The 24,599-nt window shown below is 33.3% G+C and carries 25 protein-coding genes; 20 read left to right on the plus strand and 5 right to left on the minus strand.

Annotated features, from left to right (window positions below; translation table 11 throughout):
* Nucleotides 1–165 precede the first annotated feature (165 nt).
* The 6 genes from AAYQ19_RS05450 (at nt 166) to AAYQ19_RS05475 (ending at nt 5,389) form a co-directional block, all read left to right on the plus strand.
* The gene (locus tag AAYQ19_RS05450; RefSeq protein WP_343534713.1) at nt 166–1,098 is read left to right on the plus strand and encodes an alpha/beta hydrolase; all 933 of its coding nucleotides are present in this window, start codon (nt 166–168) and stop codon (nt 1,096–1,098) included.
* A gap of 483 nt (nt 1,099–1,581) precedes the next feature.
* Complete coding sequence (locus AAYQ19_RS05455; protein WP_343534715.1) at nt 1,582–1,896, plus strand: hypothetical protein; 315 nt, start codon at nt 1,582–1,584, stop codon at nt 1,894–1,896.
* A 139-nt stretch (nt 1,897–2,035) separates the two neighbouring features.
* Complete coding sequence (locus AAYQ19_RS05460) at nt 2,036–2,596, plus strand: 2'-5' RNA ligase family protein (RefSeq protein ID WP_343534717.1); 561 nt, start codon at nt 2,036–2,038, stop codon at nt 2,594–2,596.
* Nucleotides 2,597–2,738: 142 nt separating this feature from the next.
* Nucleotides 2,739–3,662 carry a helix-turn-helix domain-containing protein gene (locus tag AAYQ19_RS05465; RefSeq protein ID WP_343534719.1) on the plus strand — a complete coding sequence of 308 codons (924 nt, stop codon included), beginning with the start codon at nt 2,739–2,741 and terminating at the stop codon, nt 3,660–3,662.
* A 170-nt stretch (nt 3,663–3,832) separates the two neighbouring features.
* Nucleotides 3,833–4,561, plus strand: a complete 729-nt coding sequence (locus tag AAYQ19_RS05470; protein WP_343534721.1) for an SDR family oxidoreductase — start codon at nt 3,833–3,835, stop codon at nt 4,559–4,561.
* A gap of 63 nt (nt 4,562–4,624) precedes the next feature.
* On the plus strand, nt 4,625–5,389 hold the full coding sequence (locus AAYQ19_RS05475; RefSeq protein ID WP_343534723.1) for an SDR family NAD(P)-dependent oxidoreductase: 765 nt from the start codon (nt 4,625–4,627) through the stop codon (nt 5,387–5,389).
* Nucleotides 5,390–5,583: 194 nt separating this feature from the next.
* Here the strand turns inward: AAYQ19_RS05475 and AAYQ19_RS05480 are convergent, their stop codons facing one another.
* The 3 genes from AAYQ19_RS05480 to AAYQ19_RS05490 form a co-directional block, all read right to left on the minus strand.
* Entirely contained in the window at nt 5,584–6,057 is a 474-nt protein-coding gene (locus AAYQ19_RS05480; RefSeq protein WP_343534725.1) for a hypothetical protein, read from the minus strand.
* 92 nt (nt 6,058–6,149) lie between these two features.
* On the minus strand, nt 6,150–6,848 hold the full coding sequence (locus AAYQ19_RS05485; protein ID WP_343534729.1) for a LytR/AlgR family response regulator transcription factor: 699 nt from the start codon (nt 6,846–6,848) through the stop codon (nt 6,150–6,152).
* Complete coding sequence (locus AAYQ19_RS05490) at nt 6,848–7,885, minus strand: sensor histidine kinase (protein ID WP_343534731.1); 1,038 nt, start codon at nt 7,883–7,885, stop codon at nt 6,848–6,850. Before AAYQ19_RS05490 ends, AAYQ19_RS05485 begins: the two co-directional genes overlap by 1 nt.
* Nucleotides 7,886–8,049: 164 nt before the next feature.
* Here AAYQ19_RS05490 and AAYQ19_RS05495 point away from each other — a divergent pair, with 164 nt between their 5' ends.
* From AAYQ19_RS05495 to AAYQ19_RS05555, 13 genes are all read left to right on the plus strand, one after another.
* Complete coding sequence (locus tag AAYQ19_RS05495) at nt 8,050–9,435, plus strand: TolC family protein (protein WP_343534733.1); 1,386 nt, start codon at nt 8,050–8,052, stop codon at nt 9,433–9,435.
* A gap of 12 nt (nt 9,436–9,447) precedes the next feature.
* On the plus strand, nt 9,448–12,738 hold the full coding sequence (locus AAYQ19_RS05500; protein WP_343534736.1) for an efflux RND transporter permease subunit: 3,291 nt from the start codon (nt 9,448–9,450) through the stop codon (nt 12,736–12,738).
* A gap of 221 nt (nt 12,739–12,959) precedes the next feature.
* Nucleotides 12,960–14,048 (plus strand): efflux RND transporter periplasmic adaptor subunit, encoded by a 1,089-nt coding sequence (locus tag AAYQ19_RS05505; RefSeq protein ID WP_343534738.1) that lies wholly within the window; start codon nt 12,960–12,962, stop codon nt 14,046–14,048.
* 517 nt (nt 14,049–14,565) lie between these two features.
* Nucleotides 14,566–15,339 carry an abortive infection system antitoxin AbiGi family protein gene (locus AAYQ19_RS05510; protein ID WP_343534740.1) on the plus strand — a complete coding sequence of 258 codons (774 nt, stop codon included), beginning with the start codon at nt 14,566–14,568 and terminating at the stop codon, nt 15,337–15,339.
* A 155-nt stretch (nt 15,340–15,494) separates the two neighbouring features.
* Entirely contained in the window at nt 15,495–16,244 is a 750-nt protein-coding gene (locus AAYQ19_RS05515; protein WP_343534742.1) for a hypothetical protein, read from the plus strand.
* Between the two features lie 173 nt (nt 16,245–16,417).
* On the plus strand, nt 16,418–17,200 hold the full coding sequence (locus AAYQ19_RS05520; protein ID WP_343534744.1) for a hypothetical protein: 783 nt from the start codon (nt 16,418–16,420) through the stop codon (nt 17,198–17,200).
* A 508-nt stretch (nt 17,201–17,708) separates the two neighbouring features.
* Nucleotides 17,709–18,212 (plus strand): hypothetical protein, encoded by a 504-nt coding sequence (locus tag AAYQ19_RS05525; RefSeq protein ID WP_343534746.1) that lies wholly within the window; start codon nt 17,709–17,711, stop codon nt 18,210–18,212.
* 380 nt (nt 18,213–18,592) lie between these two features.
* Nucleotides 18,593–19,387 (plus strand): AraC family transcriptional regulator, encoded by a 795-nt coding sequence (locus tag AAYQ19_RS05530; RefSeq protein ID WP_343534748.1) that lies wholly within the window; start codon nt 18,593–18,595, stop codon nt 19,385–19,387.
* A 365-nt stretch (nt 19,388–19,752) separates the two neighbouring features.
* Complete coding sequence (locus tag AAYQ19_RS05535) at nt 19,753–20,175, plus strand: DoxX protein (RefSeq protein WP_343534751.1); 423 nt, start codon at nt 19,753–19,755, stop codon at nt 20,173–20,175.
* 20 nt (nt 20,176–20,195) lie between these two features.
* Nucleotides 20,196–20,540 carry a cupin domain-containing protein gene (locus AAYQ19_RS05540; protein ID WP_343534753.1) on the plus strand — a complete coding sequence of 115 codons (345 nt, stop codon included), beginning with the start codon at nt 20,196–20,198 and terminating at the stop codon, nt 20,538–20,540.
* Nucleotides 20,541–20,697: 157 nt separating this feature from the next.
* Nucleotides 20,698–21,348, plus strand: coding sequence for a DUF4253 domain-containing protein (locus AAYQ19_RS05545; protein ID WP_343534755.1), 651 nt, complete (start codon nt 20,698–20,700; stop codon nt 21,346–21,348).
* An 86-nt stretch (nt 21,349–21,434) separates the two neighbouring features.
* Nucleotides 21,435–21,848 carry a hypothetical protein gene (locus AAYQ19_RS05550; RefSeq protein WP_343534757.1) on the plus strand — a complete coding sequence of 138 codons (414 nt, stop codon included), beginning with the start codon at nt 21,435–21,437 and terminating at the stop codon, nt 21,846–21,848.
* 83 nt (nt 21,849–21,931) lie between these two features.
* Nucleotides 21,932–22,792, plus strand: coding sequence for a hypothetical protein (locus tag AAYQ19_RS05555; RefSeq protein ID WP_343534759.1), 861 nt, complete (start codon nt 21,932–21,934; stop codon nt 22,790–22,792).
* A gap of 46 nt (nt 22,793–22,838) precedes the next feature.
* Here the strand turns inward: AAYQ19_RS05555 and AAYQ19_RS05560 are convergent, their stop codons facing one another.
* On the minus strand, nt 22,839–23,279 hold the full coding sequence (locus AAYQ19_RS05560; RefSeq protein ID WP_343534761.1) for a hypothetical protein: 441 nt from the start codon (nt 23,277–23,279) through the stop codon (nt 22,839–22,841).
* A gap of 74 nt (nt 23,280–23,353) precedes the next feature.
* The gene (locus AAYQ19_RS05565; protein ID WP_343534763.1) at nt 23,354–23,794 is read right to left on the minus strand and encodes a cupin domain-containing protein; all 441 of its coding nucleotides are present in this window, start codon (nt 23,792–23,794) and stop codon (nt 23,354–23,356) included.
* Nucleotides 23,795–23,955: 161 nt separating this feature from the next.
* Between AAYQ19_RS05565 and AAYQ19_RS05570 the strand changes: the two genes are divergently transcribed.
* Complete coding sequence (locus tag AAYQ19_RS05570; protein ID WP_343534765.1) at nt 23,956–24,426, plus strand: hypothetical protein; 471 nt, start codon at nt 23,956–23,958, stop codon at nt 24,424–24,426.
* Nucleotides 24,427–24,599: the final 173 nt, after the last annotated feature.

Below are 24,599 nucleotides of genomic sequence, written 5' to 3' on the forward strand. Positions count from 1 at the left end.
ATATTACATATTAAACAATATATTTGTTAAATAGCAAAGTGCCAAATTCATCCATTACTAGTACTAAAATTGTACAAATTACAGGGCAAAATTGTTTTGCCAGCTTCCTCTTTTTAAGCTTATTTACATTCGTATAAAATCCATCTTAAAATAATTTTCTAAAAAATGAAACGCTTCCTTTCTTCAAAATTACTCATTTGCTCAGCATTATACTCATTAATTATCAGCAACTTGCATTCTCAAAACCAAATAATTCCGTTATGGAGCAAAATTCCAGACGAAATAGTTTCTGCTGATTACAAGGAAAAAGAAATCATAAAAGAAGGCGTCGTTCAAAATACTAGTTTTGTATCTGTACCTACCTTAAGCATTTTTATTCCCAAAGATGTCAAACCTAATCAAACTGCAATCATTATTTTTCCAGGTGGAGGCTATTCACATCTTTCAATGGACAAAGAAGGTACTAAAGTTGCAAATTGGCTCAATAGTTTAGGAATCACAGCTTTCGTTCTAAAATACAGATTGCCGAGTGATTTAATTATGAAAAACAAAACCATCGGCCCATTGCAAGACGCGCAAGAAGCGGTACGATATGTACGTGAAAATGCTTCAAAATGGAATATTGATGCAACTAAAATTGGAACTTTAGGATTTTCTGCTGGCGGTCATTTAGCTTCAACTTTAGCGACACATTTTGACGAAAAAACATATGAGACTACATCCAAAACAAGCGCTCGCCCAGATTTTTCAATCTTGATTTATCCTGTAGTTTCAATGGAAAACGATATCACACATAAAGGATCTCAAATAAACTTATTGGGAGAAAGACCTTCAAAAACTTTAATTGATTCCTTTTCAAATGAGAAAAAAGTAACTGCACAAACTCCGCCAACATTTATAGTCCACGCCACAGATGACACTGCGGTTGTTCCAGAAAACAGTATCAATTACTATTTAGCGCTCAAAAAAAACAACGTTACATCAGAGTTACATTTATATGAAAATGGCGGGCATGGTTTTGGTTTAGGAGTAAAAGACACAAGCAAAAACTGGACAAAAGACTGCGAAGAATGGCTTAAAAACCACAGTTATTTTTAGAATCTAGCTTTTGAAAAAAAAGGGTTTTTAAATTTGGCTAACGTGTAACCAAATCTAAAAACCCGATAAAAATTTGACTTCTTGTATTTATCTTGCAAATTTATACAAGTCCACGATCAAATGAAATGTGTCGAATTTCTATTAAACTTGTTTCTCCAAAAACAGTATATCCATAGAAACCTTTTAAAGATGATTAAAAAGGCAAAAACATCTTAAATTTCTATTTCTACGGGACAAATTTACCCTGCTTAAAAAGTATATCATTACGGTTTTCCTCATTCTGAAAAAAAATTTTTACTTTTTTTTCATCAAAAAACACAAAAACAAAACAATTTATTGATTATCAAAACAATACAAGTTTATGATTTTATATATAAAAATTAAAAAAAATAAAAATTAACTTTCCCTTTACATTATTTCTTGTCCTAGATTAAGTTCAAAAGACATATTTACCTCTAAATTTGCTTTGAAAATTGACTCATTATGAAAACTCTAGAATTCTTATTACTCGGAAAAAATGATGCCATTTTAGCTATTTTGCTTCGCTTGGTAAATGCAGATGAAAATTGGAATGCCGTTGCTTTTAATAACGAAAAAGAAGCTCAAGAATACTTTCAAAATCATAAAATTGATATCGTCCTTTTAAGTTCTGCAATTGAGGACCACGTCGAAAAAGAGTTTACTTCCTTTTGCCTGAAACAACAGCCAGATGTTGAAGTTATTGAACATTTTGGAGGTGGAAGCGGCTTACTGAAGTCAGAAATTATGCATCGACTGTATTTGAAGGGAAAGCTTTAAATGAAGGGAAAGCTTTAAATAAGTCGAAAGTCGAAAGTCGAAAGTCGAAAGCTGTCAAGTCTAAACTAACTTTTTTCAAAACTTAAGAGACATTTTACACATTACATTTTACATTTTACCATCAATAAAACCTCATAAAATGCAGAAAACCTATTCAGTTGTATTTCATCCTTCGGCAGAAATTATTGCCGTTATTAAAACAATGAAGGATTTCTTAAAAAGCAAAATCAACTGGTACAACAGTTGCAATTCTGTAGCACATATAACGGTTTGTGAATTTGAAATTGAGGAATCACAGCTTGAAAATTTCAAGAAGAAGCTTGTAAAAATATGTGATACTTTCACTCCTTTTATGGTACATATAAATGATTTTGGCGCTTATGATAATGGTGCGTTTTTTATAAATCCAAGTGAAAGCTCTAAAAACAACTTAGAGCCTACTATGAAAAGGGTACAAGAAACTTTGAAACCTTTAAAACTGAAAAAAAGTAATGATCCGCACATTTCTATTGGCCGAAGATTAACTCCAGAAAATCTTAAAATTGCTTCACAGCTTTTCACCACCATAGATATGGAATTTTTATGTGATTCGATTGTCATACGAGAATTTGATCCGAAAGTAAAACAGTTTTTTGTCATTGATACAATTCCGTTTGGCAGTAATCCTGAAGCGGAGTTTATACAGGGAAGCTTGTTTTAATTTCCTTAACCGCAAAAACGCAAAGAATTACGCAAAGTTCGCTAAGAATAAAAACATTTCGTTCTTAGCGCAGTTCTTTGCGTCTTTGCGGTTAAAAACTCATAATATATTTTTTCGTATATTTGAATTTTACAATTCACATATGAAATCCCTAGATTCATTTTACAAAGAGATTACCGAAGGCTCAACAATTGAACCCAATTCATTATTGCCAAATGACATTCAAAAAGAAATTGGTCATTTTAATGTTTTTAACATCAAAGAGCTTTTGGAACGTTTGCAAGGAAAATCGGTCATGCCATATGACAGAAGGGCTTATTACAAAATAAGTTTGATCAGAGGACATAACAAAGCGGAATATGCCGATAAAGTAATTGAAATCGAAAAACAGGGATTGTTATTTGCAACGCCAAAAATTCCGTACAATTATATTCCGCAAGACACGAATCAATCGGGGCAATTTTGTGTTTTTACAAGCGAGTTTTTATCGAAAAACAAAAGTGGAATTGACTTAGATGATCTTCCAATTTTTGCTTCAGACGGCTATCCTATTTTTCAACTTTCTGATGAAGAAGTTTCTGAAGTTGAACTGATTTTCAATAAAATACAAAAAGAAATCAACTCTGATTATATTTATAAGTATGATTTAATCCGAAATTATGTTGCAGAATTAATTCACTTTGGACAAAAATTACAGCCCATTACGGCATTGTATTCCAAACATAATTCGGCTGCGAGAGTTTCATCTTTATTTGCTGAATTATTAGAAAGGCAATTCCCGATCGAATCTCCAAATCAAAAATTACAATTAAGAACGGCGAAGGATTTTGCCGAAAGATTATCTGTTCACGTCAATCATTTAAATAAGGTTTTAAAAGAAAGCACAGGGAAAACGACAACCGAATTAATCAGTTCAAGGCTAACAAACGAAGCCAAAATCCTTTTAAAACAAACGGATTGGAACATTTCTGAAATCGCTTATTCACTTGGTTTTGAAGAATTGGCGCATTTTTCTAACTTCTTTAAAAAACAAACTTCATATACGCCTTTAGCTTTTAGGAGTTAAATTTTGTTTCAGGTTTCAGGTTTCAAGAAACTTTGTCAAAGTTCAAAACTTTGACAAAGTTGAGGAATTTTACAAGTGATTTGAATTTCGCAAACATCGGTTTGATATTTACAATTCCCCAGAACTACTTCGCTCCTACCTTTGTCTTATCAATTTAAAAGATCGAAAAGATGAATTTATCAAACAACAAAATTTTAATAACAGGCGGTGCAAGCGGTATCGGACTTGGGCTTGCCGAAAGATTTATTCAAGAAAACAATACTGTTATTATTTGTGGCAGAAGAGAATCTGTTTTAAATGAAGTAAAAGCAAAATTCCCTACTGTCATTACAAAAGTATGTGACTTGTCAATCGAAAAAGAACGCATCGCACTATATGAATGGATCACTGCAAACCATCCAGATTTAAACGTTTTGATCAATAATGCAGGAATTCAAAACTGGATGAATATCACAGATGCAGCTTTTTATGAAAACATGAAAAACGAGCTTAGCACCAATATAGAAGCTCCATTGCATTTAACTTCATTATTTATTCAGTTACCCTCACTTAAAACGGTGATGAATGTAACTTCTGGATTAGCATTTTCACCTTTTGCAAAAGTTCCAGTTTACTCGGCTACAAAAGCGTTTTTCCGTTCGTTTACGCTTTCACTTCGCCATTTGCTAAAAGCAAAAAACATCGAAGTAATCGAAATTATTCCGCCCGCATTAAATACCGATTTAGGTGGAATTGGACTGCATGACGCGCATCCAAGCGTAAGCAGTTTTATCGAAGCTATTTTTGAGCAGTTAAAAGAAGGAAAACAAGAACTTACTTTTGGAACCAGCGAAACGAGACTAAACGCAAGCGCAGAAGATTTGAGAAATCATTTTGATGCAATGCATGGAAACAATTAAACAATTAACAATGGACAATTGATAATTATACATTATCAATTATCAATTATCAATTAAAAAAAGATGGCAGTAAATACAAAAATAGCGCTCGTTACAGGCGGAAGCAGAGGTTTAGGGAAAAACATGGCGATTGCAATTGCCAAAAAAGGACTTGACGTAATCATTACCTACAACAGCAAAAAAGAAGAAGCGGATGTAGTGGTAAAAGAAATTGAAAATTTAGGACAAAATGCCGTAGCGCTTCAATTGAATGTTGGAGATTCGAGCACTTTTGACGCTTTCTTTTCAGAAGTGAAAACAGTTTTAAAGAATACATTTAAAACAGATAAATTCGATTTTATCGTAAACAATGCCGGAATCGGAATTCACAATTCTTTTGAAGGGACAACGGAAGAAGAATTTGATTTATTAACAAATATCCAATTCAAAGGCCCATTTTTCTTGACACAAAAAGCATTAAACGTAATGAATAATGGCGGCGGAATCATCAACATCTCAACTGGACTAGCAAGATTTTCTACACCAGGTTATGTTGCGTATGCTTCCATGAAAGGCGCAATTGAAACTTTGACAAAATACCAAGCAAAAGAATTAGGCGCAAGAAACATTAAAGCTAATGTTGTTGCTCCAGGTGCCATTGAAACTGATTTTGGAGGCGGTGTGGTTCGCGATAATGAGCAATTAAATAAAATGCTTTCATCGATTACGGCTTTAGGCCGAGTTGGACTTCCGGACGATATTGGAGGTGTTGTTGCCTTTTTATGTACAGAAGATGCCCGTTGGGTAAATGCACAACGTATTGAAGTTTCTGGGGGAATGAATTTATAGTTCAAATTCCAAAACTGAAATTCCAAATTCCAAATTCCAAGTTTCAGGTTTCAGGTTTCAGGTTTCAGGTTTCAGGTTTCATGTCTGAACGTGTAATACGAAACTTGAAACTAAAAAACACAAAACAAAACCCGATAGTCCTAAAACTATCGGGTTTGCCTTTTAAATATATTGAATTAGTAAGCAAGTATATTTCAATTTTTCTCGATAGAGACATCAAAATCTCCATCTTTATCGAAAACAACATCATAAAATTTGGAGCCTTTTTTAACCCCAACTTCATAAGTCGTCTTCTTTTTATCATCCATCACGACTGCGATTTCTTTAATTTCTTTTGGCGAATAATTCTTTTTCAAATAAGCTTGTGCACTTGCAGGCAATTTGCTTAGTGGAATTTGCTGCTCAAAAGCTTTCAAAACACCAGAATTGTCATATATCGCAACTGCTTTTGTGTTTTTATCTTTATTGAATTTCGCTTCATAACGAACTTCGTCATCATCATCTCCCACATATTCTTCAGACCAAACAGCAGTTTTTCCTGGATATTCTTTTTCAAAAGTAAATTTTACCTTTTCAGGTGGCGTTATTACTTTTTTCATATTTGTTCCTTCCTGCGCAATCAAAAAACCGTTGCACGAAAAAAGAATAATGAGTAAAAGATTTTTCATAACCGCTCATTTTCAAATTAATAATCGTATTAAAATTACTACTTTTAAATGAAGATTAAATGAAGTGTCTTTAAAATATTATCAACAATTTCTTATTTTTTTAATCGGTCTGACAATTCTCTTTTATATGTGATTCCTATTGGCAATTTTTCATGTTTGATAATCACAAAATCTTTTTCAGTTTCTTCAATTTTGTCTAAGGCAACAATATATGACTTATGAATTCGCATAAAATTTTTCTCCGGAAGACACTTTTCTAATTCAGTTGTGGTTATTGAAGCTAAATACGTTCGCTTTGTGGTATGAAGTTTTACATAATTTCCAAAACTCTGTGCATACAAAAGCTGGTCTAACTCGATGTCAATAAAATAACCGTCAACTTTTACGCTTATTGAATTTACAATTGTTTCTTCTTCTTTAACTTTAACTGATTCTGTTGAAAAAAAGCGGTCAACTGCTTTTAAAAATCTTGGAAAATAAATGGGTTTCAGCAAATAATCAATTACGCCGTAATCATAACTTTCTAATGCAAATTCAGAATAAGCTGTCGTTAAAATAGTCTTGGGATGATTCGGGATAATCTTCAACAATTCCATTCCTGAAATTTCAGGCATATTGATATCTAAAAACATCAAGTCAACATGATTTTCACGAAGATAATCCATTGCCTCGATTCCGTTATAGCCTTGAAAAACAAGTTCTAATTGCGGATTCTGTTTGATATAATTCGCCAAAACATAATGAGCCGCCGGCTCATCATCAACAATTATACATTTTTTGGGCTCTTTCATTATACAAACTTTTTCAGTTGCAATTTCAAATCAACTATATAGGTGTTTTTTTCATCCTGAATGTCTAATTTATAGTTTTTTCCATAAATTAAATTCAGTCTTTCTATAGTGTTTTTCAAACCAATTTTAGTGGAAACAACATCTGTTTTCTTCGTCGGAATTGAATTAATCACATGTAAATGAAGATCTCCATCTTCAACCGTAATAAAAATTCGGACAAAACATTTTTCGATTGCGCAAGTTCCATGTTTAAAGGCATTTTCAATAAAAGCAATTAAAAGCATTGGCGAAATTTTATACGCATTCTCGTTGTCAATTTTAGAATCAAAAGTAATATCGCAACGATAGCCAACTCTTTCTTTTTCAAGCTGCACATAACTGTTAATGAACTCCAATTCGTCTTCTAAAGATACACATTGCTTGTTATTGCTTTCCAGCTGATAACGCATTAATTGCGACACTTTCATAATCAAATCTGGCGTTCTTTCTGGAAATTCCAAACTGATTCCGTAAAGCGTATTAAAGGTATTAAATAAAAAATGCGGATTCAGTTGTCCTTTCAAAGAATTCAATTGCATTTGATTGAACAAAAGCGCCTCATCGGTTTGTTTTCTGTGGATTCTGTAGAATTTAAAAACAATAATCGGGCTTAAAATACAAACCAATGTTCCCAAAACGCTGGCCAATTGGTACACATAACTTCGTTGATGCGAGTTTTGGTACAATCGGCAATTACTGAACATATCCAGCATTGTGATTTCATACAAAATGACTGAGAATACAAATACTCCAAAAAGAGTCAAGAAAATATACGTTAACGGGCGTTGAGTTTTAAATAAAATTGGAAGCAGAAAAAAACGATTAAACTGGGCATGCATGTACAAAATGAAATAGAAAAAAATCCCCATAAAAATGGACGTTACTGAACTAAACAGCATCCAGTCATTTTTTAAAGTATAGATTGTAAATGAAAAAAGGACAACAGCAATTTCCTGCCACCATTTGTTATCCAATATATTATCAAACTTTTTATTCATTTTTTAAACTTAAATAGTGTACAAAGTTCGCACAAATATTTAATTCTTTTTTCCAAAAAATGACAAATTCAATTGGTCATTTATCAGTGCAGTACATCACTTAACCTGACTTTTATCAGTATAAGAGAAATAAATTTGCAGCATAATTTCACATTTTGAGTTTTATGTATTTCAAAAAAATTACCTTATTATTTTTCTTGATTATTACCTCAATTGGTTACTCACAAACCTTGTCTTTAAAAGAAGCGATAAAAACAGGTCTTGAAAACTATGGTTCAATCAAAGCAAAAAACAATTATGCTAGTGCCTCAAAAGAGACTTTAAAACAATCTCGACGTGATTATCTTCCTAATCTTAATTTATCAGCACAACAAGATTATGGAACAATCAACGGACAAAACGGTGCTCTTTACGGATTCAATGGTTTAGGAACTGCTTCTTCTGGACCAGCATTGCCAGAACAAAACTGGAACTCTGCTTTTGGAGCTTTGTATTTGGTGAATATGAACTGGGATTTTTTCACTTTCGGAAAAACTCAGGAAAAAATCAATTTGGCTAAAATTGATGTTCAAACCAAAGAAAACGATTTGAAACAAGAAATGTTTCAGCAAGAAATTAAAATTTCAGCGGCTTATTTGAATTTATTAGCAAGCCAAAGGTTACTGATTTCACAGCAAAAGAATTTAACCCGTGCAGAAGTTTTCAAGAAGACAGCTGTTGCCCGAGTTAAAAACGGATTATTGGCTGGTGTAGATTCGACCTTGGCAACTGCCGAAGTTTCAAAAGCAAAAATCGCTTTGAATCTTGCTCGAAATTTTGTCAAAGAACAAAACAACAAATTGGTTGATTTAATGGGCGTTGCGCCTCAAGATTTTATTGCAGACACTTTGTTTGTAAATCAAATTCCGAAAGAAGTTTTAAAATCAACCGTTTCAACAGATAGTCTGCATCCTTTATTGCAGTACTACAAAACCAAAATTGATTACAGCAATCAACAGGTTAAATTGTACAAACGTTTTTATTACCCAACCATGAGTGCTTTTGGTGTTTTGCAAACGAGAGCTTCGGGTTTTGAAACGGGTTATGCGGTAGATCAATCCAATTTCAGCAGAAATTATTGGGATGGTGTAAATCCAGATCGTTCGAATTATTTGGTTGGAGTTGGAATCACTTGGAATTTGACCACACCATTTAGAGCAAACAAACAAGTGACGTCGCAAAAATTTGTTTCGCAGGCTTTGCAAGAAGAATACAATCAGGCAAGCAGAGAACTGCAATCGCAACTGACTTTTGCAGAAGATAAAATAAAGATCACTTTAGAAAATTATGCCGAAGCACCAATTCAAGTCAATGCCGCACAACGCGCTTATATTCAAAAATCGACTTTATACAAAAACGGTTTGACAGATTTGACTGATTTGACTCAGACCATGTTTACATTAAATCGCGCCGAAATTGACCGCGATATCGTCAACAACAATGTATGGCAGTCGTTTTTGCTAAAAGTGGCAGCAACAGGAGATTTTGACCTATTTATGAATGAATTTTAATTATAAAGCCAAATGAATTTAATACGTTTTGCACTCCGTAAACCCATTTCGATATTAGTATTGGTTGCGGGTCTATTTTTCTTCGGAATTGGTGCCATCAAGGACGTTAAGGTAGACATTCTGCCAAAAATGAACTTGCCGGTAATTTATATCGCGCATCCCTTTGGAGGTTATACGCCTGACCAGATGGAAGCTTATTTTGCTAAAAACTACGTAAACGTTTTGCCTTTCTCGAACGGTATCAAATCAGTAGAGACTAAAAATATTCAGGGGTTAATGATTATGAAATTAACCTATTATGAAGGCACAAACATGGCTCAGGCTGCCGCCGAGTTGAGTGCGCTTTCAAACCGAATTCAAGCGGTTTTTCCTCCGGGAACACAACCTCCGTTTATCATCCGTTTTGATGCTTCTTCACTTCCAATTGGACAATTGGTTTTGAGCAGTAAAATCAGATCAAACAATGAATTGCAAGATTTGGCCAACGTTTACGTTCGTGCTTCCTTTACTTCAATTCCTGGTTTATTGTCTCCGGCGCCCTTTGGCGGAAGCCCAAGAACAATTGAGGTAAATATCGATCCAGATTTATTGCGTTCGCATAATATGACGCCAGACCAAGTTGTTGAAGCAATTCGTTTGAACAACCAAACTGCGCCTTCTGGAAACGTGCGTATGGGCGACAAAAACTATATTACGCCAACCAATAATACGATTAAAGAAGTTAAAGATTTTGCCGAAATTCCTTTATTCAAAGGAGGCGTTCAAAACTTGAAATTAGGTGATATTGCAACCGTAAAAGATGGTGCCGATATCACACAAGGTTACGCATTAGTAAACGGAAAACGTTCGGTTTATATTAGTATCGCAAAAGCTGGAGACGCTTCGACTTGGGATGTGGTTCAGAAATTAAAAGCCGAATTGCCTAAAATTCAAAGTACTCTTCCTGAAGATGTAAAATTATCTTATGAATTTGACCAATCGGTTTACGTAATCAATTCGGTAAAAAGTTTGATTACTGAGGGAATCATTGGTGCGGTTTTAACGGGATTAATGGTATTGTTATTCTTAGGTGACCGTCGTGCGGCATTGATCGTAATTATGACAATCCCGATTTCGATTATTTCTGGAGTTTTATTCTTGAAATTATTCGGACAAACAATTAACTTGATGTCTTTATCAGGATTGGCTCTAGCAATTGGTATTTTGGTTGACGAAAGTACCGTAACCATCGAAAACATTCACCAGCATCTCGACATGGGAAAACCAAAAGCACTCGCGATTTGGGATGCCTGTCAGGAAATTGCATTGCCTAAATTATTGATCTTGCTTTGTATTCTAGCCGTATTTGCACCAGCATTTACCATGGTTGGTATTCCAGGAGCGTTGTTCTTGCCTTTGGCTTTAGCAATTGGTTTTTCAATGGTTATTTCGTTCTTATTATCTCAGACTTTTGTGCCGGTAATGGCCAACTGGATGATGAAAGGACACGACAAACATGAACACACTCCAGAAATTACAGATGACGAAGCAGAGTTTAACGCCTGCGGTTTAACGCCTGAATCTGAGCAAAATTTAATTGGTCAGAAAAAGGATATGGTTGAAAGAGAAGATTTCAATGATGACGGAAAAATAAGTGGTTTCGAAAGATTCAGAAATCGTTTCATGCGAACTTTAGATCGTTTGTTTGTTCATAAAAAAGCAACGACTATTATTTATCTGACTAGTTCGATAGCGCTGGCTGTTTTGTTTATTAGTTTCATCGGAAAAGACGTTTTCCCAAGAACGAATTCAAGTCAGTTCCAATTGAGAATGCGTGCGGTTGACGGAACGCGTTTGGAAAGAACAGAAGAACAAGCGAGAATTGTCTTGAAAGAATTGGAAAAAATGGTTGGAAAAGAACATATCGGAATTTCATCTGTTTATGTGGGACAACACCCTTCTCTATTCTCGATCAACCCGATTTATTTGTTCATGGCGGGTTCTCACGAAGCGGTTTTCCAAGTGAGTTTGAAAGACTATGAGGAAGATATGGATGATTTTAAAGATGAGTTGAGAGGAAGACTTAAAAAACTGCTTCCAAATACCAAACTTTCTTTTGAGCCAATCGAATTGACCGATAAAGTTTTAAGCCAAGGTTCTCCTACTCCAATCGAGATAAGAGTTGCCGGAAAGGACAAAAAGAAAAACGAATTATATGCGACTCAAATTGTAGAGAAACTAAAAACGATTTCGTATTTCAGAGACGTACAGATTGGGCAGCCAATTCATTATCCAGCGATGAATATTGATATTGACAGAACGCGTGCTGCCGAATTAGGGGTTGACATGAATGACATTTCTCGTTCGCTTGTAGCTTCGACCTCATCTTCTCGTTATACCGAAAAGAACAACTGGGTTGATGAAAAAGCAGGATTATCGTATTCTGTTCAAGTTCAAGTTCCGTTGAACAAAATGAAAAGCAAAACAGATATTGGAGAAATTCCAGTATTAAAAAACTCGCTTCGTCCCGTTTTAAGTGACGTTGCTAAAATTACACCAGGCTTTGTGAGTGGTGAAAATGATAACTTGGGGGCCATGCCATACATTACCGTTACAGCAAACATCTATAAGACCGATTTGGGGACCGCGTCTAAAGATGTAAGCAAAACAATTAGTTCTCTTGGCGAATTGCCACGTGGTTTGTTTATAACGCCAATTGGACTAAGTACTGTATTGACCGAAACATTAAGTAGTTTACAAACAGGATTATTGGTTGCCGTATTCGTAATCTTCTTAATGTTGGCCGCTAATTTCCAATCGTTCAAAGTTTCATTGGTAATCTTGACAACGGTTCCTGCGGTAGTTTTAGGATCATTGTTAATGCTGACGCTTACAGGTTCAACGTTGAACTTACAATCGTATATGGGAATCATCATGTCGGTTGGGGTTTCTATTGCCAACGCGGTTCTTTTGGTGACCAATGCCGAGCAATTGCGTAAAATAAACGGAAACGCCTTAGAATCGGCTCGTGAAGCAGCTGCGTTGCGTCTTCGTCCAATTATCATGACTTCAGTTGCGATGATTATGGGTATGTTGCCAATGGCGATCGGACATGGCGAAGGAGGCGATCAAGTTTCTCCGTTAGGAAGAGCGGTTATCGGTGGATTATTATTTTCTACTTTTGCCGTATTATTGATCTTGCCACAGATATTTGCGTGGGCACAAGAAAAAACAACGACACAATCTGTTTCTTTAGATCCTGAGGACGAAGAAAGTATCCATTATATCTCATCAATAGGTAAGTCGAAATTTGGAAAATCATAACACGTTTGGGTGTAATTAATTTTTAACACATAGAAACAATAGATTTTAGTTTTAAATAAAAAAGTAAAAGAAAAAACTAGTTTTTACACATAGCTATGTGCATTGAAATAAGTAAAACGCCTTTACCCGCAAAGAAGAGCTATGATTCTATGTGTTAAATTAAATTTTATTTGCATTCACACAAAAGCTTAAAACATATATTCATTATATAAAACCAAAAAATGAAAAGTAACATTATAAAATCATCTGCATTATTATTTACAGCATTAGTTGTATTAAGCGGTTGCGAAAAGAAAAAAGAAGAAACTGCAAAAGTAGAAATCGAACCTAAAGTGGAAACTTTCCTTTTATCGAAAGAAAAACTAACAACTGAATTACGTTTGCCAGCCGAATTAACCGGTTTCCAACAAGTTGATTTGTATGCAAAAGTGAGCAGTTTCGTAAAAACATTAAAAGTTGATATTGGTTCTAAAGTAAAAGAAGGACAACTTTTGATTGTTTTAGAAGCACCTGAAATCAGTTCACAATTGGCAGCTGCCGAATCAAGATTAAAATCGATGGAAGCGATCTACGCTACTAGCAAAAGCACTTACAACCGTTTGTACGAAACAAGCAAGGTTGAAGGAACGATTTCTAAAAACGATTTGGAAATGGCAAACGGAAAGAAAAATTCTGATTACGCACAATATCAAGCAGCAATTGCAGCACACAAAGAAATCTCGATTATGAGAGGTTATCTAGAAATCCGCGCGCCTTTTGACGGTGTTGTAGCCGCTAGAAATGTGAATTTAGGAACATTTGTTGGTCCAGCAGGAAAAGGTTCAGATTTGCCTTTATTGACGATTCAAGAGCAGTCTAAATTGCGTTTGGCGGTTTCTGTACCAGAATTGTACACAGGCTATTTGCACCAAGGCGACAATATGAGTTTCAATGTAAAATCATTGCCAGATACTTTTACAGCAACAATTCAGAGAATGTCTGGAGCATTAGATTTAAAATTGCGTTCTGAAAGAGTTGAAATGGACGTTCACAACACCAAAGGAAATTTATTGCCTGGAATGGTTGCCGAAGTTTTATTGCCGCTTAACGCGAAAGACAGCACATTTGTAGTTCCGAAATCAGCGGTGGTAAGTTCTGCAGAAGGAATTTATGTGGTAAAAGTAGTAAACCACAAAGCAACAAGAGTTGACATTAAAAAAGGAAGAGAAATCGAGGATAAAATCGAAATATTTGGTGATTTGAGCCCGAACGACAAATTGGTGAAAATTGCCAGCGAAGAAACTAAGGAAGGCGATGTCATAAACGAATAACCTGCGTTTACGTCTTCTTTTTAGTAGATTACCAATTACTGTACGCATTCTTTTGAATGCAAATTAGAAATTTGCTTTAGGACAGTTCCCTTTGATTTGTGGGGAGCTGTCCTTTTTTTTTGTGGCAAAATTAATCTCGCAAAGACGCTAAGCCGCAAAGTTTTATTCTCCTTTTTTGTCATTTCGACGAAGGAGAAATCTCCACAAGTAGCTCGACAAAGATTGGAATATACTTTTAGAATTTTTAGGAGCTATTCCCGCTGTTCCTTCCAATCTTTTGTGCCGAACACCGGCACAAAAGGATTTTCCCTCCCATCGGGGCTAGGGCAATTGTTTTCATAAGAAATAAATCAGGTAAAAGTACGTGGTTATTTAGATTGGTAAATCGATATTTTTGAAAAAAAATAATATGAAATAAATATTCGTTGACACAAACGAATTTGCATAATTTATAGTCACTTTGTAGAGACTATACATAAGTTAGCCGTCATTTTACCTAAAATAAACACAAAAAAATATGCCAAATAATAGTTTACATCCAAATATCCTTTTCCACTTTACAAACAAAGTAGCCTTATTTGGAATTTTACGAGATACATTTAAAATTTCATACGCAAGAGAACAAATTATCGGTCCTAAAAACAGGAAAGAATTTGCTGTTCCAATGGTTTCATTCTGCGATTTAAAACTTTCAGAACTTAAAAAATTCATTGATGATGATTATGGGAAGTATGGAATTGGTTTAACAAAAGAATGGGCAAATAGAAATAATTTAAATCCAGTAATGTATATCAGTAGGCATTGTAATGTAACTGACAATTTAATAAATGGGATAGAAGGAATTTATAGACATCTAAATAGTCTAAATAGTATGGAAGAAATAACTAGACTAGGTGAAGATTATAAAAATATAATTGATATTTACAGATATATAAAAAATTATGATGGTGAACTTAAAAGAAAAAACAAGCCATTAGAACCTAATTATAGATTTGCAGATGATAGAGAATGGCGATATGTTCCAAACATTAACACTATTAATATAAATCCCTTTATACCGATATCCAGAATAAGAACATCTGAACAAAAACAACAATTAAACGCTACTATGAACCATTTAGGTTTAAATTTCCAACCTGAAGATATTAAATACTTAATCGTTGAAAAGGAAGAAGAAATTATCGAATTAATCAATCACTTAGAATCTGTAAAAGGAAGATTTGATATTCAAACGAGAAGAAGGTTGTCAAGTAGGATTTTAACAATCGAACAAATACAAAACGACATATAAAAACAACGACTAACTTCTACGACAACGGATTTAGAAAATTGGCTTAATAGAATGATGGTTTTGTATCTGGAATGATTTGATAAATCTGAAGAATGGGCTTAATTTAGTCCAAAAACCGCTGTAGCAGTGACGTTAGTGATAATTTCAGAACATATATGGAAAATATTTACAATTTTTTTGATGGAAATCCATGGCTAAATATCATTTTTTTCACTTTAGCCATGATAAGTATAATTTTGGCCATAATATTTTATTATAAAGCCATAAAATCAAAAAAACCTATCTATGATTTTGAAACAAATAGATTAGTTAATAATGATTTATCAGGCTTAAAAAAGATTGAGATTAAATATAACAATACAATAATTTCTAATTTATCAGTAACAAAAATTGCTCTATGGAATTCTGGAAAAGAATCGATCCGAAGAAATGACATTGCTAGTTCAGATCCAATTTTAGTTTGTACTAAAGATAATATTATTCTTTACGACTTTGAAATTGTCCATGCAAAACCAGTAAATAATATTGTAGCTGAAAAAAAAAGTGAAAATTCAATAAGCATTTCATTTGAGTTTTTAGATTTCCATGACGGTATCGTTTTAAATGTTTTTCATAGTGGTAAAAGTAATGATAGCATAGAAATAAAAGGAACATTGATTGGATCTGAAAAAATATCGAAGGCGATTACAAAAGATTATCTCACTGATAAGTTTGATTTTTTGTCTAAGCCCATAAACTTTTTAATAAACCATCAAAATAAATTTTATCATTTTATTGGTTGGTTTGTAGGGATACCGATAGGATTTATAATTTTATTACCAATCTTTTTTATAACACGTCCAATTGATTTTGTCTTAGAAAAATTCGTGTATAAAATACCAAAAGTATTTAACTTTAATAAATAAAAAATACCCCGCTACCGCACGAATCCTTTAGTGTGGTTACAAAGCGAAATAGATTTAATACAAAAAAGTCAATGTTATAACATTTTCAATATATAAAAAGACTACTCACATGAAAGGATTCGTGCGATAGCGACGAACATTAGATGCAATTCAACGAAACTTAACTATTCTAAATGAAAATAAATTATAAGGAAAATATTGTTGCTTTTCTTGATGTACTTGGATTCTCAAATCTAGTATACAATAAAACTAACGATTTAATTGAAAGTTATTTTAGTTATTTATTAGAGGAACTTCATAATTTAAACAAGGATGGCATATTCTCTGTCCTATTCATTAGTGATTCTATTGTAATTTCAACTGATGCAAGCGAAGTTGAATTGAAAAAAATGATTAGATTTATAGCAAAAGTACAATACTTCCTTTTGCTAAAAGGCATCCTAATTAGAGGTGCAATATCTTATGGTAATTTATATTTAGATAAAGATAAAAATATAATAGTCGGACCTGGTTTAATTAATGCCTATAATTTAGAAAGCAAAGCATCTACTCCTCGCGTAATAATAGACAGAAGACTAATTACCAGATTTTTTAAGAATACCATTGATTTTACCTCTTATATTAATTCTAATGAGTTTGGAAATACTGATAATGAAGAATTTATTAAGTCTGATTCGGAAGACTCGAATCAGTATCTTTACATTAATTATCTGCGTTATACTACAAGGCTTTCCAAAACATATCTACACGGAAGAACCGAAACCATAACTAGTCTATTAAAAAGCAATTACTACTCAGACAATAATTATTTTAAATACCACTGGTTACTGAAGAATCTGAAAGAAGAATTATCAAAAACAATATTACTATATAATTCTGTTGAATTAAAAAACAAAACATCTATATCTAGATTGAAGAAAATGAGAATATGGGAAGAAGAACTAATGCTAATATAATCTAGCCCTCGCTGGCGCGAGCGCCTCGCTCGTGCACGCATTCTACATAACCTAAAAGGCACAAGCGAGACGCTCGCACCAGCGTTTGGGTGTAAGATTCCCTTTACAGAAAACCATAATATTTCCTCGAAAATTAAATCTATATTAGCATATCTGGATTTCAAGATATAAACGCAATAGCGCGAATTTACAATCCGTGCTCCCCCCACTACCGCACGAATCCTTTCGTGTGGCCACAAAGCATAGCAGATTATTCAATACAAGAAAGTTATTGTTATAACATTTTCAAAATATAAAAAAACTACTCACACGAAAGGATTCGTGCGGTAGCGAATAGACACTTACGGGAAACCGTAATACTTCATCGAGAATTAAATCTATATTAGCATATCTGGATTTCAAGATATAAACGAAATAGCGCAGATTTGTAATCCGTGTTCGCAATTAATATAGAATAAAGATTTAAAAACCATTTTACTAACACTAACCATAACCAACAACCAAAACCATGAAAAAAACAATCATCACATTAATCATTACCGTATTTGCTGCAATCAGTGCGACTTCGCAAACAAAATTTGATTTGCCACAAAATATAGAACTAAAGAAAGATTCTGATTATGCTAAATATGAAAATGATATTAGTAGTGCGGCAAAATGGCTGGAGGAAACCGATTTAAATCAAGAAACAGATAAAAGAAAACAAATTGATGCTTTTATAATCAAATGGGTATCCGGAACTCCAAATGTTACTGTCGATGTGAACCAGTCTCTAATGAAATTATATGGCGACAATCACGAATTGTTGGTTTTATATATGGCAAGTTATTCAGCGTATTCTCTTGAAAATAAAAATGCAAATAAAACTGCTGCCGTTAAAGCTGGAATAGTTTCTATGATGAATGTTTATAAAAAAGGCATTTCAATTAAAAAAAGCAAAGAAATGGAAAAAGCAATCAAATTGCTGGATGAAAATAAACTTGATGAATATATTGAGAAAAACTTTGGTTAAAAATCTAGTGATCATGCGATTGTCTCGTTCTTAAAAAAGTTTTCATAGTTAAATTAATCGCAAAATAGATTTAGTCTCATTTTTGTCATTTCGACCGAAGGGAGAAATCGCACTAGAAATTCCGTAAAATATATCGCCAATCTTTGTCGATCCGCTAGTGCGATTTCTCCCTTCGGTCGAAATGACAAACTAAGTCCCCGCTAGCGCGAGCGTCACGCTCATGTTTCGCAAAGTTTTAATTCATAAAGCTTTGCGAACTTTTTCAATACAAAACTCACATAATAAAAAAAACTTAGCGCCCTTTGCGGTAAAATTCTACACACAAAGCATAGCAACCTGAAACCAAAATTTTCCGTATTTTTGAGAAAACAAATTCCCAAATGATTGATATCAAAACATTTGATCAGGCAACAGAATTAAAAACTCCGAGACGCGTTTTAAAATATGTTTTGGTGTTTTGTACCTCAGGCGAAACCACAATTTCTGTAGATGAAAATGAATTTCAATTAACTGCAAATTGTGTCATCACCATTACTTCTGGACAGATTCATTATTTCAAAAACATTGAAAATGCAAACGGCTTTATTCTGGAATTTACTTATGACTTCTTTTGCAAAGACGACAACGATATGGAATTCATTTTTCATAATAGTTTGTTTTGCCATTTTGCAATGAACGAAATGATCTTGGTCAATCATCCTGAAATCATTGTGCATCAATTACAGGAAATCACAAACGAATTAATCGAAAAACCGTATCAATATCTGATTTCAATCCACAGTCGAATTGAATTAATCTTAATCGAAATCAACCGAACCAAAATCAGTCGCGGTGACGAAATCTACAAACCCGATGCGTTGTTTCTGCAATTCTTGGAAACCGTCATAAAAAACTTCGACAAAAATCTTTCGGTAACCGAAATCGCGAATCTAATTGGCACAACCGAATCCAAACTCAACGAACTTTCAAAATTGCACTGCAATAAAACCGCTCAAAACATTATTTTCGGACTGATTGTTTCGGAAGCAAAGCGTCTGCTGACTTACGAAAAATTGTCTGTGAAAGAAGTAGCGTACGCTTTGGGATTTAATGATCCGTTTTACTTTTCAAACTTCTTCAAAAAACACGCTAAGGTTTCTCCAAAATCTTTTAAAGAAAAATTGGTTAGCCTTTGATTTAAAAATGGCCCACAGATGATGCGGATTAAACGGATTGCCGCAGGTTTTTTTTATACGTTATAGTAAAAATTCATCCGTGTAAATCCGTACAATCCGTACAATCCGTACAATCTGTGGCCAATTAAAACCGTGCTTACAAAAAAAAAGATGGAACGCTGATGACGCTGATTAAGTGGATAATCACTGATTTTTTATTTCACACTAATGTAAAACTTCATCTGTGTAAATCCGTTCAATCTGTATAATCTGTGGCTAATTTAAAAAGCCACTACATAATTACATGCTTTTTCCAGAATTGTCTATTCTTTGAAAAGCCTTATTGCAACATCTTTGTATCAGATTAATTACTAACAAATTAGTATATGAAAAGATATCAAGATTATGCGGTTTTTCTTTTGCGCATTGCCTTAGCAACAGGATTTGCATCAGCCGTTTCTAGCCGATTGGGATTTTGGGGAAGTCAATCTTCTGGCTGGGAAAATTTTCTGGCTTACGCTGAAAAAGTGAATTCTTTTGCTCCAAAAAGTTGTATTCCGGCAATTGCAATTTCTGCTACAATTGCAGAATCATTTTTGGCCCTGCTCCTATTCTTTGGCTACAAAACCAAATTTGCATCTATTAGTGCATCTATTTTAACCCTTTTGTTTGCGCTCACCATGACGTATTCTTTTGGCGTAAAAGAGCTGCTGGATTATTCTGTGTTTGTGTTTTCGATGAGTGCTTTTCTTTTGGCAACATTCGAAAATTACAAATGGAGTTTAGATGAATTTCTTTCAAAAAATTAAACAATTAAAAATCAATTACAATGGAAAAACAAATTGCAAAAACAAGCGAATTAAACTGGAAACCTCTTATTGAAGAAGGCGTAAATACAGACGGAATTTTCTATAAAGTGTTATGTTTTGACGAAACCGCTAACCGACCAAAAACTTTTTTATTAAAATTTGAAGCCGGAGCTTCATACCCAAATCATCTTCATCCAGGAGGAGAAGAAATCTTTGTCCTTGAAGGCGAAGTGCGTTCCGCAAAAGATGAACTAAAAGCTGGTGATTATTTGTATATGCCACCTGAAAGTACGCATTCTGTTTTTTCTAAAAATGGATGTACGCTTTTGTTTATCGTTCCTGAAGAAGTGGTTATTCTGAAATAATATTTTTCTTTTATTCGTTAAAGCCTTTGAAATATATGTTTTAAAGGCTTTTTTATTCCAAATTTATTCTTAATGGTAATGACTAATTTGTAAGAATATTTAAATATATTTGAAAAGTTAACCAATCAAAAACTGATAACGACTTAAAACCTTTTAAATGAAACAAAAATTATTAATTGCGACATTAGGGCTCTTTTTACTATTTGGCTGTGGCCAAAAAAACAATCTAACACAAGCTGAAAATGATTTGGCAAAAAAAACAAATTTTGATGCCGATTTGCTTTCAGAATTAAAAGATCTGACTAAAAGCAACTTAAAGCAATTACCTGCAATTGATCAAGAAACAGGAGAAATTAGTGATAAACTTTACGACGGAATTTATTCTGAAACTACAGAAGATCAAGCCGTAAACTTTGTCAAAAAACTAAAAAGCAAATTCAGAGAAAAAGGTTATTTAATTTTTGTTTTTGAAGATAATGACAATAAAAACAGTGTTGCAGTAATTAAAGGAACTGATGATTTAGACATTATTCGTTATCGAAGAACAGATGGCATCAACTACGATCTGGATAATTTGAAGGTAGTTACAAAAATAGCCGATTGGAAAGCAAAATACGGTTTAATCGTGATTGGAAGCGGTAGAGATTGGGTTCATATTGAATTTGATAAGTTACCAAGCGATTTAGATGCATTTGCTAAAGAAGTTTATGCATTTTGTCCAGATTCTGTTGACCAAGGTGTTGGCACTTTAGAAAACCTTAAACCTGCAATTAAAGAGATGAACGGATTGTGGTTATGGTGGGATTAAAAAAATATAATAGGCATATGAAACGACTTACTCTAATTTTTTTTCTTTCTAGCTTTCTTTTATTAAGCTGTGGAAAGTCTGAAAAAATGAAAACTAAAAATACAAATTCCAAAGAGATGACAGAAGCTGATTTACTAAATCACGTTAAATTGGCAATAAATCCACAATTTCAAGATTGGGTTTTATTTAAAAATGGAACATATATAATTTTTGATAATGCCGATACTATTCCGAATTTAGAAAATGAAGCCATAAAATTAATGAAAGAATTTGGTCCCGTACATGTAGGCGGATCAGCAGGAGATTTTGGCGTAACTCATTTAAATGAAACCGAAGGCTGGATTGTTTCAGGACATGGATATGGAATGTATACTTATGTGAGTCCGAGCGAAGTATCGGAAAAACCAGAAGATCTTGAAATCGGTTTATTTGGAAGACAGAAAAGAAATATGGATGGTGAAAAACCTGTTATTCTTCATATTAATCGAAAGAAAATATAATAAATCTTTGCATCTAAAAAAAAACTAATTTTACACGCAACTATTTGACAATTAACTCATCTATTTAATAAAACCGATAGAAAATGAGCAAAATTTTAACCTTAAGTATTGTTGTATTCTTATTTTTTAGCTGCTCAAGCGAAAATGCAGAAACCACTCCTCCACCTACTGGTAAAACTAAAAATTCTGAAAAAGTGAATCTCGCTATAGGAATCAAGAAAGATGCCGATTTAAGTGAAGTTTTTAAAACTTTGAATGAATTACAGTTCGATATTCTACAAATGAATGGCTTTCATTATTATTCCAATACCCCGAAGGATGGTGTCGAAAATTTGATTAATAAACTAAATGAAGAGCCTTATATAAAAACAGGCGCTTGGGCCGCTACACCATACTCAGTTTTTTATATTGAGACTGAAAATAGAACCATTATCTTAAACAGTTTTTTTAAAATGGATGCCAACAACCAAAAAGGCTTGTTTGATTTAATTTCTTCGCTGAAACTACAGGACGGTTTAAGTGACTCTAAAAATATTTATTTAGGTATTCCCGAAGGAACACAAACTTATTGGAAAACTAAAATAAAAGAGTATTCCTTTGTAAAATGGACTGAAACCTTTGATCAAGTTTGCCTATCGTATCAACACACTCCCGTAGTTTCAGCAGCTGTTCCTGTAAGCGGTCAGGTCAATCAAACCATTCCAATTAAAATCAAATATATTGCTCTTAATGGCTGTGGCAGTTTTGGTGGCGTTTCTGAAACCAATTTAGGAAATATAAAAACCATTACGGTAAAAGCAAAATACGAAGGCTGTTTCTGTACCTCGAATATTTTGAATCTTGAAACGACCTATAATTTTATTGCTACATCAACCGGAAATAAAACGATTCGATTTTTACAGCCTGATGGAAAATATTTGACTTATACTATAGCTATTAAGTAGGAAAAAGCAATTACTATCTGAATTAGTATAATTTATTAATGTATTACTATTTTTTTCCATTGTAATCTATTGTAAAATTACTTTTTCTTAATTCATCTATAGTTACTTTAATTTTTCTTTCTATTAGATTGTTATGTCGTATTTCATCCCAATTTTTATTGGCAAGAGAAGCAGAATCAAGTAAATAAATATGAAGATATTTCTTATTTTGCATTACTTCTTCAATGCATGTCGGTCGTCCACCACCAACAAAACGGATTCTTCCCATTTCTATCCCATCGTTACCCGCAAATGCAGACATGGGTTTAAAAAAGGGATCAGTACGTATATCGCTCAATGGCAAGATTGAATCTACTGCATAAAGGTAAAAGACCTTATTGGTGTTATTCTTCAATTTAATACTATAGTGACAATTTTCACTGTCTTGAGGTGATCTACAAGCCATCATCAAACTAAGCATCATTAGTATCGAAGTGATTTTTTTCATAGTACTAAAATCGCTTTTTCTTTCTAAAAGCTTCTTTTGTTTTTTGTAGTTTTTAAAAATGAAACCAGACTTTTTTACCTCAAATCTTTTTTAATCACCAAATATTTCAAATCGGTAGTTCCAGCATTACTTATTCCATGTTCTGCATTTGGCGGACAATATAAGCTTGTATTTGGGCCAACAACAACAGTTTTACCGTCTAAGAAAAAAGAAGCAGAACCTTCAAGAATATAAAAGAATTCTTCCTCTGGATGATGGTGTGGTGCGTGTGTAGATTTTCCTGGCTCGACGATACTCATTTTTAAGGTGTTTTCCTCCGTGAAATTTTTATCGGCGAACCAATATTGATAACCCACTTTTGTTTTGGTAGCTTTATTTAAATCGAAATGATTCACGCAATTTTCGATTGTGTGTTTCACTTCTGCTGGCGTCTCTTTTTTGGTTTCTTGCGAAAATGCAATCTGTTGGAAAAATAAGACTGCGATTGTGGTTTTTATGGTAGTTAGCGTGTTCATTGTTTTTTTTGTAATGTTACGAAAAAATCATGTCCAACAATAACCTAAGAAAAGGAATTATCATCAATATGAAAATTATATTTTTGTTTTAATTTTTTTTTACCAATTTTACGAAATATTAAGATCTGTAAAGTATTAATATCACAGCATAATAAATTTAAATGGGACACTTTGTAAGATCTAGAATGACAACTAAGGATAAGTTGACATCTATTCCTAGCGATATAATTCACTTTATTAACAATGATTATATTCACTTTCCTCTTCAAATTTCTTTTACAATGGAAGATGTTCGTGAAGAATTCGGTAAATATGAAACGATTGATGAACTAATTCAAAATAAGTCAAATTTACTGGAAGAAACTCAGGAAATCATTGAATTGGTGGATAAATTGAAGATTGAAAATTTTTTAATCGAATTTTTAGAAGATGTGGGAGATCATTATCCGTTTATGGAATTTATTCAGTTTGTAGTTGCAAATAAAAAAGTAGTTAAAGAAAGTATTTTAAGTAACGTCGATGAAGAAGGAAATCTCTGGAGTGAATCGTTTTTAGAATTCGATTATCAACTTGAGGGAGCGCCTTTTACTTCATATGAAAATGCAAAAAGAAAATACTTTAATATAAAATAAATAGACAAACTATATCAATTCTTTTATGCGCAAAACAGATTAATTTTACGATATAAAACTTACAAAAAACAATACTTCTCAATTAGCCCCGATCGAAACGACATCCTTTTGTGTTGGGGTTCAACACAAAAGATATAGTGTAGAGCGGGACAAGTCTTCTTAAGAATAAAAAA

Origin of the sequence: Flavobacterium mesophilum (assembly GCF_039581405.1) — a bacterium.
GTDB lineage: Bacteria > Bacteroidota > Bacteroidia > Flavobacteriales > Flavobacteriaceae > Flavobacterium.